This window comes from Prosthecobacter sp., from assembly GCF_046154365.1.
GTDB lineage: Bacteria > Verrucomicrobiota > Verrucomicrobiia > Verrucomicrobiales > Verrucomicrobiaceae > Prosthecobacter.
Genome location: NZ_JBJXFV010000156.1, coordinates 61,497 through 73,619 on the forward strand (window position 1 = coordinate 61,497; position 12,123 = coordinate 73,619).

Here is a 12,123-nt window from a genome sequence, read left to right on the forward strand (position 1 = left end):
TCGATCAACACAATGATGAACAGCAAGGCCAACCGCCGCAGTGGGGATTCAAAGCCGATAGAGCCACGACAAATCACGCGTCATAGAAGGCCTCTTTTTGAAGCGCCAATCTCCCAATTCCCGAATTTCCCGCCGTGGTGGGATCGCCATGACTTTGCTGAGCCTCTCACTGGCTTCGGCCTTGCCGTGTTTGGCGGAGACGGACGAGGATAAAGAAGCCGCTGCGCAGTTGGCGGATGCGAAAAAGGCTTTCAAGCAGCACGTCGAGCCTTTCGTGAAGAACTACTGCGTCGAGTGTCACGGCAACCGGAAGTCGAAGAGCGCGATCAACTTTGAAGTGGCGGTGAAGAAACCCGGCGACTCGGCTTTCAGCCAGAAATGGACGCAGGCCTTGGCCAATGTTAACGCGCACGACATGCCGCCGGAGGATGAGGACAAGCAACCGACGGATGCCGAGCGCCAGGGCTTTCTGGACACGATCGCCAAGCTGAAATACCTCAGCGCGCGTGATCCCGGGCCCTTCGTCATCCGCCGCCTCACGAAGGTGGAGTATGGTAACACACTGCACGATTTTCTTGGCGTTGACCCGGCGGTGACCGCTGAGTTGCCCGACGAGGTGGCTGGCGAGGGCTACATGAACTCGCTGTCGCCGTTGCAGTCGGAGCAGTATCTCAGCATCGCCAATGAGGTGCTCCGCAAGATGCCCGCCGAGGTGGAACGACGTCTTTGGGAAAGCGGCCTGAGTTCAGGAGTCGATGTGCGGCAAATCGCCCGTTCACTCGCCCGCACTGCCTATCGCCGTCCGCCTTCGGATACGGAGGTGGACACGCTCCTCGGTGTCTTCGATCTCGGTCGCAAGAACAAGCTCGATCACACTGCCTCACTGCGCCTGATGCTCAAGGCGGTGCTCGTGTCGCCGCAGTTCCTCTTCATCACTCCGGCGAAAGAGGCCGCAGTGGGCCAGAAGATCGTGCCGCTCGATGATTATCAGCTCGCCAGCCGCCTGTCGTATCTGCTGTGGGCCACTATGCCCGATGCGGAGCTGTCAGCGCTCGCGGATGAAGGCAAACTGCACGAGCCTGTGGTGCTGAAAGCGCAGGTGAAGCGTCTGCTCGCCGATGCGCGCTCGCGGGCTTTGTTCGATGGCTTTGGCGCTCAGTGGCTTGGACTTGGAGAGATGAAGAGCAAGACCTTCGACACCGCCAAATTCCCCCAGATGACCGACGCGATGCGCTCGGCGATGTATGACGAGGCGCGACTGTTTTTTGACAGCATCGTGCGCGAGAACCGCAGCGTCGTCAGTTTCGTGGAAAGTGACTACACCTTCCTCAATGGCACCCTCGCCACGCTTTATGGCCTAGAAAAATCCGTCACCGGCCCAGCGATGCGCAAAGTGAAGCTCACCGATGCGAATCGCGGCGGCATCCTCGGCATGCCCGGCATTCTAGCGACCACTTCGTTCCCCAATCGCACCAGCGCGGTCAAACGCGGCGTGTGGGTGCTCGAACAAGTGCTCGGCGAACACGTCCCGCCTGCGCCACCGAACGTCCCCACGTTGGAGAAGCAGAATCAGAAAAAAGTAGCGAACCTCACCCTGCGTCAGCGCACCGAATTGCATCGCACCAACGCCGTGTGCAACAATTGCCACAAGATCCTCGACCCCATCGGCTTTGGCCTGGAGAACTTCGACGCCATCGGTCGCTGGCGCGATCAGGACGATACCGGCGGGAAGATCGACGCCGCTGGCGAACTGCCTGGCGGGAAGCGCTTCTCCTCGCCCAAAGAACTGAAAACCATTATCGCCGCACGAAAGGATGATCTGGCGCGTAATTTGACTGAGAAGCTTCTAGCCTACGCTCTGTGCCGCAAGCTGGAAGGTTACGACGAAATCGTGGTGGATCGCCTGATGGAAACCATCGCCAAGGACGGTTATCGTATGCAGACGCTCATCGCCGAGATCATTACCAGTTATCCCTTCACGCAATATCGGATCCAATAACACGTCCCATGAGAAACAAAGCCCTCATTGATCGCCGCACCTGCCTCAGAGGCATCGGAGCCTCGCTCGCGCTGCCGCTTTTGGAAACCATGGGCTGGGCCGAAGCCGCCAAAGGCAGGCCTTTCAAAGCACCGGTCCGCATCGGCTTCATGTATATGCCGCATGGGGTGATCATGGATCAGTTTTGGCCTGCGACGCCGGAGAGCTTCCTGAAGTCGCCGCCGCCGGCTTTGGAGTCGCTGCGGCCCGTGCTTAGCCAATGCTTGCTGATGAAGGGCATCGCGGGCGTGCCGATCTCGCCGTTCAATGGTGCTCCACATGCGCTGGAGCTATCCACTTGGCTCACGGCGCAGTTGCCGGATGCGGCGACACGGAATCGCATCAACATCGCCATCTCTGCGGACCAGATCGCGGCGAATTACGTGGGTGGACTCACTTCGTTGCCATCGCTGGAGTTGGCGACGATGCCGCAGACGCACAAGGAGAACCAAGAGGGGCTGAATGAGGGCTATTACTCGCATTGCAGCTTCCGTTCGCCCACGCAGGCCGTGCCTGCTGAGACGAACCCACGCAGCGTGCTGAATCGACTCTTCGGCAAGTCCGACAAACCCGGTCACGTGGCCCAAGCGGACCCGCTGGATCGGCAGATGCTGGATTTGGTCATCGGTGGAGCGAAGGACCTGCGCCGTAGGCTGCCGCAGGAGGATCAGCACAAGCTGGATGAATACCTCGACAGCGTGCGTGCCGTGGAGCGCCGCATCGCCGCTATTGAGTATCGCCAAAAAGAAGCGGCGCTCGAAAAAGCCGGTGTCGCTGCCAGCAAACGCACAGCCAGCGATTCACCGCCCATCGAGATCAAAATTCCCGTGGGCGACAAACGCAGCGAATACATGCAGGTGATGTGTGACCTCAATGTGCTGGCTTTTCAGACCGACACGACCCGCGTGAGCACCTACATCGGCTCTACGCCGAACGGGGTGTCCTATCCCGAACTCGGGTTCAATGACGCGCATCACTCCCAAACCCATCACAACAACGAGGTCGGCAAGGCTGGTAAAGTCGCCGCGATCACGAAGTTCAACATCGACCAGTTCGCTTATATGGTGAGGAAGATGGCCAGCCTCCGCGAAGGCGACGGCACACTGCTCGACAACTGCATCATGATGTGGGGCAGCGGTCTCGAAGACGGGAACAAGCATTCTCGCGAAAACCTCCCCTTCATCATTGCTGGTGGCGGTGGCGGCTCCATCAACACGGGGCGCTTCCTGCCCAACACAAAAGGCAATCAAGGCGACTTGCTCACCACGCTGCTCGCGTGTGCCGGTGTGCCGCTAGACCGGCCCATCGGTATCGCGACGAAGCAGATCAAAGAGATGATGAAGGTGTGAGAAAGGAGCGCGGGCACTCCTCAAAAGCATCAGGTGGCCTTCCAAGCTCACTTCCTCTCCCACAGCTTCAGGTCATCAATTTGGCAGGTGCCGAAATCGACGGCCTTGAAGTCGATCTGCGCCTGCCCGGTCATGTCGCTGTTCTTGCTCTCGAAGCGGTCAGTCGTCCGCTACGTTCTGTTGCTCCTCCCAGCGTGCCAGCAGCCAGAGCACGTCCGAGAGGCGGTTGAGGAAGCGGATGATTTCCTCATTGGGCAGGCCGTCCGGCGTGCCTTGCAGGTCGATGATGTTGCGCTCCGCACGGCGGCAGGCGACGCGGGCGAGATCGGCATAGGCACCGCTCATGACACCGGCCTCACCGGGCAGCGCCCAGCCTTTGAATTTCAGCGCACCGCCCGCTTCGAGTTTCGCGACCCAGTCATCGAGCCAAGTAACGTTCTTGGTGGAGATACGGTCGGTGTGGGTTTCAGCGTAGCGGGTTTCATCGCCGGGCGGGGTGGCGAGTTCGCCCATGAGGCTGATGAGCCAGCGCTGCACCTGCGGCACGATTTCCTGCGTCTCCGCGCGTGCGGCGGCGATGCGCAGCGGGCCGAGTGCGGCGTTCAATTCATCCACCGCACCGAGGGCGTGGACGCGAGGATGGGATTTGGCGAGGCGGCAACCGAATAGCAGGTCGGTCTGGCCTTGGTCTCCTTTGCGGGTGGCGATGGACATGATCCTGAGTTGATGGTGGGTGGTTGAGAGTTGATGGACAGGCTGCGAAGTGACTAGTCGCGTCCCCATGCCAAGCCTGCGGGTGTCGGGAGGCTATCAACCATCAACTCGCAGCCATCAACCGCTCTCACTCGTCGGGGAAGGCCGTTTTCGGTGTTTCTTCAATCGGTGCGGCCAATGGTGCCGGGACCACTAGCGGGGCAGGCGCTTCACCTTTGCGATAAGCGCGAACCGTCCAGCCCAGCAGCAGTGCCAGGAGCAGCGTGGCGGCGAGTCGGGCGGAACGTGAGGCGAGCATGGGATGAAGGCTGTGCTTCAAGCGCCCTTGGCCTGCCGGTGGCGGTCCACCTCGCGGCTGGCACGTTCCAGCCGCCGTTTTTCCTCGTCCGTGAGGCTATCCATGCCGTGCAGATTGATTTTATCGAGCAGTGGATCGACTTCGGCTTCGATCAAGGACTCCACCGGATCAAGCGGCCTGCTTGGTGCTGCCTTCATCGGTTCCTGCTCAAGATCGACGACGGGACGCACGCGGGCGCGGGCCATGGCAGGCTGGCGGTGGGTTTGCGCCGTCGTCGGCTGCCACTGGCTGGCATACGTGAGCGGCCGGCCACCGTAGCCGAGGCTGCGCGCATAGAACCAACCCAGCGCCGCGCCGCCGAGATGCGCGAAGTAGGCGATCTGCATTCCCTCGGGCAGGATGTTGAACAACACACCTGCCAAACCGAAGACGAGCTGGATGAGGAACAGGCCTTTGGCCAGCGTCCACAGCCGCATCCGCACGGGAATGATGAAATAGATGAAGGCGGTGATCTCCTCATTGGGCAGCACCACCGCCAGGGCGGTGAGCAGACCGAAGGCCGAGGCTGAAGCGCCCACCAGCGGCGTGATCGTGTCGCCGCGATAGCCGTTCACCGCCATCTCAGCGCCGGCACCCGCAATGCCGGCGAGCAGATAGATCAGCACGAAATGGTGGCTGCCGAAGCGCTGCTGCACGCCGCTCCCGGCGAAGTAGAGCATGAGCACATTCAGCAGCAGGTGGCCCAGGCTGCCATGCACAAACATGTAGGTGAGCAGCGTCCAGATTTTTCCCTGCGACAGCTCATGCACACTCACGCCGCCCAGCGGTAGGATGTCGCCTGTCAGTGGATGGCGGATGGAGCCAGTCTCAAACACGAACTGCATCACAAACACCGCGATGTTCAGCGCGAGGAAGCATTGCAACGCCGTGAGGCCACGCAGCGTCTGCGTGAACGAACGGGGAGATGATTCGCGCATGTAATCGCGGTCGTACAAGGCCATAGGGTGGGAATGTGCGCGCCAGCGCGTCTTGCGCGAGGTTTTTTTCGCCCGGACTGGTGACAAGCCGGTCCGCGTCGGTTACGCTCTCCTATTGCATGAACTCGACCTCCGAATCTCTGCTTGCCGCCGTCTCCGGGAGTGGTGCGCATGACGCCGCTGACCTGCTGGAACAAGCTTCGGGCGAGGACGCCGCCAAGGTGCTCCAGCAACTGAACCCGCTGGTCGCACAGCAGGTGATGGAGGAGATGGAGGACGCCCCACGCACCGCCGCGCTGCACTTTGTGCCGCTCGAAAAAACCCGCCAGTGGCAGGCCAACCGCGAATATCCCGACGACAGCGTCGGCTGGCTCATGGAGTCACCGGTCGCAGTATTCCGCCCGTCCCTGACCGTGGGTGAGACGATTGAGGAACTGCGCAAGCTGACCAGGACGGCCTTTGTCACCTACGGTTACGTCACTGACGATGCCAACAAGCTCCTCGGCGTGCTTGTGATGCGCGACCTGATGCTGGCCAAACCTCACAACACGCTGCGGGAGGTGATGTACACGGACGTTTTCACCCTGCGGCCCGACATGCTGCTGACCGAGGCGATGAAGTCGTGCGTGGGCCAGCACTATCCAGTCTATCCCGTCTGCGACGCTGCGGGGCATCTCCTCGGACTGGTGCGCGGACAGACGCTCTTTGAAGCACGAGCCATCGAAATCAGCGCCCAGGTCGGATCGATGGTCGGTGTGAAGAACGAGGAGCGTCTTTCCACGCCGCTGCTGCGCAGCCTGCGCTACCGCCATCCCTGGCTGCAGATCAATCTGCTCACCTGCTTCGTCGCTGCTGCTGTGGTCGGCGTTTTCCAAGGCACGCTCGATCGTCTGGTGCTTCTCGCGGTGTTTCTGCCGGTTCTTGCAGGACAATCCGGCAACACCGGCTGTCAGGCGCTCGCCGTGGCGCTGCGCGGCATGACTCTTGGCGACTTGAAATCGGGCGAGGAACGCAAGCTCGTGATGAAGGAAGGATTGCTCGGTTTGCTCAATGGCATGCTCGTCGGTGTCTCCGCCGGTCTCGGCATGTATGTGTATGCGCGCATGAACGGCAATCCCAGCCCGGGTGTGCTCGCCGTTGTCGTGTGGATGGCGATGGTGGCCAGTTGTGTCGTCAGCGGTCTCAGTGGCGCGTTGATTCCACTCACGTTGCGGAAGTTCGGCGCTGATCCTGCCACCGCCTCCAGCATCTTCCTCACCACCGCTACGGATGTGATCAGCATGGGCACCTTCCTCGGCCTGGCGACTTTGTTGGTGCCATGATCGTCTTGGTTCGCGATGAATGGCGTTCGCGCATGCAGTCGCATCACGACCGCGTCGCCGCTCATGCGGATGCCTTCGTGGACCGCCGCAGTCGTGGTGCCAAGCATCCGGTGCATGATTTTTTGTTCACCTATTACAGCTTCGCGCCCGCCAAGCTCAAGCAATGGGTGCCGCCATTCGGCGTGAGCCTTGAAATCACCGCCGCCGATCTCGAATCGTGTCCCTGGCTGCAAAGTGACCGCTTCATCAAAGAAAACGGCCTACTGCATCTCGATGCACGCCGCTTCATGCAGCGTGAACGTGAATTCGCCGCGTGGGTCGTCATGCTTTGCACACGCATCCTCGGCAGGGCAGGGCGCTTCACCTGCTACGGCCTGCATGAGTGGGCCATGGTGTATCGCCAGTCAACGGAGCAGGTGCGGCATCAAGGTTACGAGCTGCGCCTTCCTGCCGCAGAACTCGCCGCCTTCGTCGCGTCACAACCCGTCTGCTGCTCGCACTACGACGCGTTCCGCTTCTTCACACCCGAGGCGCGTCCGCTGAATTCCTTGCAGCCCACGCTCGACTCCCGTCCCGATCTCGAACAGTCCGCCTGCCTCCACGCGAACATGGATTTGTACAAATGGTCCTCCAAACTCTGGCCCTGGACCGGCTCCGATCTCATTGGCGAATGCTTCCTGCTCGCGCTCGCGGGCCGTGATCTCGACATGCGCGCCAGTCCGTATGACCTCAGCGCCATGGGCTACGAAACCGTGAAAATCGAAACGGTCGAAGGCCGTGCGCAGTATGAGCGTGAACAACGTGATCTGGCGGCCAAGGCTGCCGTTTTGCGCCAGAAGCTGCTCACAAGCTGCGACAGGCTTCAAACCGTCGCCATCGCGCCCGTGTGCTGATGAGTGCTGGACACCGGCCCTTATAAGGTTGGGAGGAAATTTTTGAACAATGCCCATCCAATAGATAGGCTGGCGGCGCTTATCTCTTGTGTGAACTTTCGCTCCTTGATGGGGCATGAGTTCGGCAATCTCATTGGCATCAGCGAGACAGGACTGGACAAAACGATCCGCAAACTCGCGCCCGGCTACATGACGATGGAAGCCACCGGCATGGGGGACATGGGCGATATGGGCATGAAGGTTCCCGCCAACTCCCTGCCCATGATCGGCGGCCCCAGACAATACGACTACATCACCATGGGCGGCATGTTCACCATTCTCAAAGTGCGCGACTCACTCCCCGCCGATGGCAGCGATCCCGGCTGGTTCAAAAGCCCGCCCGGCATCGTCTTTCAGCTTCTCATGTCCACCGTCACCATCATCGAAGACGGACTGATGCTGGCGATGGCGGTGATCATGTTGCTCCAGTCATGAGCCGGTAAAGTGTCGAACATGCAGCTCAGCAACGCCATCGGCGGCACCCGCAGCAACACGAATGCGGTGAACACGCTCGGCATGACGGTGAGTGATCCGCCGACGCAAGGCGAGATGCAGGCCATCGCGAACAAGCTCGATGAGCTGATCAGCGCATTGCGGCGGTAACCGGCATAAAAAAACCAGCCTGCGCCGCAGGCTGGTTCTTCACGCAAGCCGGACTGAGACGCGCGCTCCAGCGCTTAATGATGCCCTGGGCACCAGAAGTGCTCGTAGCCGCCACACCACTCATGTCCGTGGTGATGGCAGTGATGGCCGCAGAAACGCGTGCATAGATGTTCGCGCATCGTGGCGGTTGCCAGATCGAGCAGCGAAACGGCCTGCGCTGGCATGGCAAAGGCGATGATAGCGACGAGTGCGAGAGCCGCACCCGCCCAGGTGACAGGACGATTGAGTTTATTGGATGGTTTCATGATGGATGGCTGTTGTTGATGTGGCCTGCGGACCTGTGTGGAGCCGCAAAGTCCGGGCTTCGACGAGCCTGACGGGCATCTATTCAACTCCGCTGGCATATCATGGCTCTGCATGTGCAGGCCATCGAGAACAAGCTCGACGAGCTGATCGGCGCGTTGCGGCGGTGAATCTTTTTAAATCCTGACATCAATCATCCGCCGTCCCACTTCCTCGCACAGACCGATGAACGTGCGCTCCGGCAGGTTTAAGGGCCGATCCTTCAGCGTGGAGACGACCCAGCGGCGTTTCAGCTTCGCTTTCGGCAATGGCAGCGCGATCAACTGCCCCGCCTCGATCTCCGCTCGCGCGATCCAGCGTGCGGCAATCGCCACACCGATGCCGAGCTTCGCCAGCTCCTTCGTGGCCTCGGAGCTGCCGAGTTCGATGAATGAACTCAAGCGCACGCCCTGCTTCATGAAGAACTCTTGAATCAGCGCAAAGTTCAGGCTGTTGCGGCTGGCGACGATGAAGGTCTCGCTCGCGGCATCCTTGAGTTTCGGTGCTTTCTGCGCCCACGGATGCAGCGGTGACACGAGAAACTCGAGTTCGTCATCAAAGATCGCGTGGCAGTTCAGCCGCTTCACATCCTGCGGCCGCAAACTGACGGAGATGTCGATTTGATTCTTCACCAGCCGCTCGATCGTGTCCGGCGTCTCGCCGGTGATGACTTTGATCTCATAGAGAGGGAAGCTCTCTTTGAATTCGCGAAACACCGTCGGCAGGATGAACTGCGCCGCCGCCGTGGTGCAGCCGATGCGAAGCTTGCCGCGCGGGGTTTGATCCAGCGTGCCCAGTACGGCGCGTGCATGGCTCATGGATTGCAGGATTGCCTCCGCATGCGGCAGTAGCTCGCGACCGGCATGGGTGAGATGCACGCTCTTGCCCTGACGGTGGAAAAGCTGGCTGCTCAGATCGGTTTCGAGCGACTTGATCGCGTGGCTGATCGCGCTCTGCGTGAGATGCAGCTCGCGCCCTGCCTGCGTGAAGCTGCCGCTGCGTGCAAGGCAGACGAAGGCGCGGAGCTGACGGGTGTCGATGGTATGGTCCATGAATGCAATTCATACGCGAAGTGAAAAACTTTGCGCGCTGTTTATGCATGAGTTTGGCATGCTGGCACTGCTGATGCTTAGAGGATGGCTGTCATGTCCAAAGCCGCTCACTCTCACCAACCTGCTCTCAGCGGAGTCATCCAGCCGGTGCGCATCGGGTTCATCCCGCTGGCCGACTGCGCGCCGCTGCTGGTGGCCAAGGAGCGTGAGCTGTTCACCAAACATGGCGTTCGAGTTGAGTTAAGTTGTGAGGTCGGATGGGCCACCATTCGGGAGAAACTCCTTTATGGCCAGGTGGATGCCGCCCACGCCATTGCCGGCCTCGCGCTGGCCATGCGCATGGGCCTCAGCACGCCGCCCTGCCGGGTGGTGGCACCGTTCGTCTTCAATCTGCACGGCAACGCAATCACGCTGAGTCGTGATCTCTGGAATCGTGGCGTGCGTGATGCCGCGAGCTTGAAGAAACTCATCCGCAGCACCACCAGCCGTCGCTTCACCTTTGGTGTTGTCTCGCGTTGCTCGTCCCACAATTTCCTCCTGCGTCAGTGGCTGTGTTCCGGCGGCATCGACGTGGACGGCGAGGTGCGCATCGTGGTGCTGCCTCCCACTCAGGTGGTCGCCAATCTTGCCGCCGGCCTCGTGGATGGTTACTGCGTCGGCGAGCCATGGAACTCCGTCGCCGTCGAACGCGGCATCGGCTGGATCGCCGCCACCAGCGAGCAGCTTGCACCTGGACATCCTGAAAAAGTACTGCTCACGACCGAGAGCTTCATCCAACGCCACGCCGAGGAGGCCGCCGCCATCATTCAGGCACTCAAAGAAGCCTGTGTGTTCTGCGATGTGAAGGAAAACCGCATGGAAGTGGCGCACATCCTCGCCGCCAGCGGTTACTTCAATGGCAACGAAGAAATCTTGAAGCGCTCGCTCGTCGGCCCGCTCGATCTCGGCACCGAGACGACAGCGGATGTCACCAACTTCCACATTTTCCATCGCAGTGACGCCAATGAGCCCACCAGCGAGCGTGGACGCTGGCTGCTCGATGAATTCATCGCTCATGGCCTGCTGCAACCATCGCAGCGTGCCGAAGCCACCGTGGTACTGCGCCAATGCTGGTCCTCCAGCGCCATCACTTTTCCCAAAGCATCCGCCGCCGCCCCTAAAACCAACAAACGAACCAAACTCGCCCACGCATGAAACCCACCACTCCCATCACCCGTCGTTCCATCCTCCGCACCGGTGCCACCGCCGGTCTCGGTGCCCTCTTCAGCGGCCTGCCGCAAGGCTGGGTCGGCTCCGCCTATGCGGACGACTCACCAGAAATGCCCGACATCAAACTCGGTATCATCGCCCTCACCGATTGTTCCAGCATCATTCTGGCCCACGAAAAAGGCCTGTTCAAAAAATACGGCATCAACTCCACCGTCAGCAAAGGCGCAAGCTGGGCCGCCATTCGCGATTCGCTCACCAATGGCGACATCCAGGCCACGCACATGCTGCTGGGCATGCCGATTGCCTCCACGATGGGCCTCGGTGGTGCGCCGAAGAAGCCGATGATCGCGCCCTTCATTCTGAACCGCAACGGCCAAGCCATCACGCTTGCCAACACCTTCAAAGGCAAGGTCGCCGCTGATCCGAAAGCGCTGAAACCCTTCGTCGATGAAGCGAAAGCCAAGGGCAACCCGCTGACCTTCGCCATGACCTTCCCGCCGGGAACGCACGCGATGTGGATGCGTTACTACCTCGCCGCCGGCGGCATCAATCCGGGCGACGCTGCCGGTGCCGGTGCGGATGTTTCTCTCATCACCGTGCCGCCGCCGCAAATGGTGGCGAACATGAAGGTCGGCAAGATGGACGGCTTCTGTGTCGGTGAACCTTGGAACGCCAAGACCATCGCCGAAGACATTGGTTATACCTCCATCGCCACACAAGGCATCTGGAAGGATCATCCCGAGAAAGTCTGCGCCTTCACGGAAGAATTCGCCGCCAAGAATCCGAAGACCGTCAAGGCTGTGATGAAGGCGCTGCATGAAGCCGGTGTCTGGCTCGACAAGATGGAAAACCGCGAAGAGCAGGCCCAGATCGTCAGCGCCGCGACCTACATCAACTGCCCGCCGGAAACGATCCTTGGCCGTCTCATGGGCAAGTATGACATGGGCGATGGCCGCAAGATCAAAGACCCCGATTACATGATCTTTAGCGACCGCAACTGCAACTACCCGCAGGCCAAGTACGCCAAGTGGTGGCTCACGCAGCTTCGCCGCTGGGGCTTCGTCGAAGGCGCGCCCGATTATGAAGGCGTCGCGAAGCAGGTCATGCGCTCCGATCTCTATGAAGAAGCCATGAAGGAAATCGGCTACGCCCACGGCGGTGCTGATGAGAAGGCCGAGACCCTGTTCGACGGCGTCTCCTTCGATCCGAAGGCCGATCTCGAAGCCTATGCCACATCCTTTGCCGTGAAGACGCTCAAAGCTTAACCCCAAAACCGCATAGCCGCAT

Annotated in this window: 13 protein-coding genes; 8 read left to right on the forward strand and 5 right to left on the reverse strand. The window is 60.5% G+C overall.

Annotated elements, in window-relative coordinates; translation table 11 throughout:
* Positions 1–148 precede the first annotated feature (148 nt).
* Together ACKVY0_RS19705 and ACKVY0_RS19710 are read left to right on the forward strand one after the other, a co-directional pair.
* Positions 149–1,999 carry a DUF1592 domain-containing protein gene (locus ACKVY0_RS19705; protein WP_409216552.1) on the forward strand — a complete coding sequence of 617 codons (1,851 nt, stop codon included), beginning with the start codon at positions 149–151 and terminating at the stop codon, positions 1,997–1,999.
* An 8-nt stretch (positions 2,000–2,007) separates the two neighbouring features.
* Positions 2,008–3,387 (forward strand): DUF1552 domain-containing protein, encoded by a 1,380-nt coding sequence (locus ACKVY0_RS19710; protein ID WP_409216553.1) that lies wholly within the window; start codon positions 2,008–2,010, stop codon positions 3,385–3,387.
* Between the two features lie 159 nt (positions 3,388–3,546).
* Here ACKVY0_RS19710 and ACKVY0_RS19715 read toward each other — a convergent pair whose 3' ends face one another.
* The 3 genes from ACKVY0_RS19715 to ACKVY0_RS19725 form a co-directional block, all read right to left on the reverse strand.
* The gene (locus tag ACKVY0_RS19715; protein ID WP_409216554.1) at positions 3,547–4,101 is read right to left on the reverse strand and encodes a cob(I)yrinic acid a,c-diamide adenosyltransferase; all 555 of its coding nucleotides are present in this window, start codon (positions 4,099–4,101) and stop codon (positions 3,547–3,549) included.
* Between the two features lie 127 nt (positions 4,102–4,228).
* Positions 4,229–4,399, reverse strand: coding sequence for a hypothetical protein (locus tag ACKVY0_RS19720; RefSeq protein ID WP_409216555.1), 171 nt, complete (start codon positions 4,397–4,399; stop codon positions 4,229–4,231).
* Positions 4,400–4,416: 17 nt separating this feature from the next.
* On the reverse strand, positions 4,417–5,400 hold the full coding sequence (locus ACKVY0_RS19725) for a rhomboid family intramembrane serine protease (RefSeq protein WP_409216556.1): 984 nt from the start codon (positions 5,398–5,400) through the stop codon (positions 4,417–4,419).
* Positions 5,401–5,495: 95 nt separating this feature from the next.
* Between ACKVY0_RS19725 and ACKVY0_RS19730 the strand changes: the two genes are divergently transcribed.
* The 4 genes from ACKVY0_RS19730 to ACKVY0_RS19745 all read left to right on the forward strand — a co-directional run bounded on the left by ACKVY0_RS19730 (position 5,496) and on the right by ACKVY0_RS19745 (position 8,233).
* Complete coding sequence (locus ACKVY0_RS19730; protein WP_409216557.1) at positions 5,496–6,698, forward strand: magnesium transporter; 1,203 nt, start codon at positions 5,496–5,498, stop codon at positions 6,696–6,698.
* Positions 6,695–7,591: a hypothetical protein gene (locus tag ACKVY0_RS19735; RefSeq protein WP_409216558.1), complete on the forward strand. Its 897-nt coding sequence runs from the start codon at positions 6,695–6,697 to the stop codon at positions 7,589–7,591. Before ACKVY0_RS19730 ends, ACKVY0_RS19735 begins: the two co-directional genes overlap by 4 nt.
* 90 nt (positions 7,592–7,681) lie before the next feature.
* Entirely contained in the window at positions 7,682–8,065 is a 384-nt protein-coding gene (locus ACKVY0_RS19740; RefSeq protein WP_409216559.1) for a hypothetical protein, read from the forward strand.
* Positions 8,066–8,083: 18 nt separating this feature from the next.
* Positions 8,084–8,233 carry a hypothetical protein gene (locus ACKVY0_RS19745; protein WP_409216560.1) on the forward strand — a complete coding sequence of 50 codons (150 nt, stop codon included), beginning with the start codon at positions 8,084–8,086 and terminating at the stop codon, positions 8,231–8,233.
* A 74-nt stretch (positions 8,234–8,307) separates the two neighbouring features.
* Here ACKVY0_RS19745 and ACKVY0_RS19750 read toward each other — a convergent pair whose 3' ends face one another.
* Both ACKVY0_RS19750 and ACKVY0_RS19755 read right to left on the reverse strand, forming a co-directional pair.
* Entirely contained in the window at positions 8,308–8,538 is a 231-nt protein-coding gene (locus tag ACKVY0_RS19750; RefSeq protein ID WP_409216561.1) for a hypothetical protein, read from the reverse strand.
* Positions 8,539–8,712: 174 nt separating this feature from the next.
* Positions 8,713–9,627 (reverse strand): LysR family transcriptional regulator, encoded by a 915-nt coding sequence (locus ACKVY0_RS19755; RefSeq protein WP_409216562.1) that lies wholly within the window; start codon positions 9,625–9,627, stop codon positions 8,713–8,715.
* 93 nt (positions 9,628–9,720) lie between these two features.
* On the opposite strand from ACKVY0_RS19755, the gene ACKVY0_RS19760 reads away from it, so the two are divergent.
* Positions 9,721–10,821: a CmpA/NrtA family ABC transporter substrate-binding protein gene (locus ACKVY0_RS19760; RefSeq protein ID WP_409216563.1), complete on the forward strand. Its 1,101-nt coding sequence runs from the start codon at positions 9,721–9,723 to the stop codon at positions 10,819–10,821.
* Positions 10,818–12,101: a CmpA/NrtA family ABC transporter substrate-binding protein gene (locus tag ACKVY0_RS19765; RefSeq protein WP_409216564.1), complete on the forward strand. Its 1,284-nt coding sequence runs from the start codon at positions 10,818–10,820 to the stop codon at positions 12,099–12,101. The genes ACKVY0_RS19760 and ACKVY0_RS19765 overlap by 4 nt, the downstream gene beginning before the upstream one ends.
* Positions 12,102–12,123: the final 22 nt, after the last annotated feature.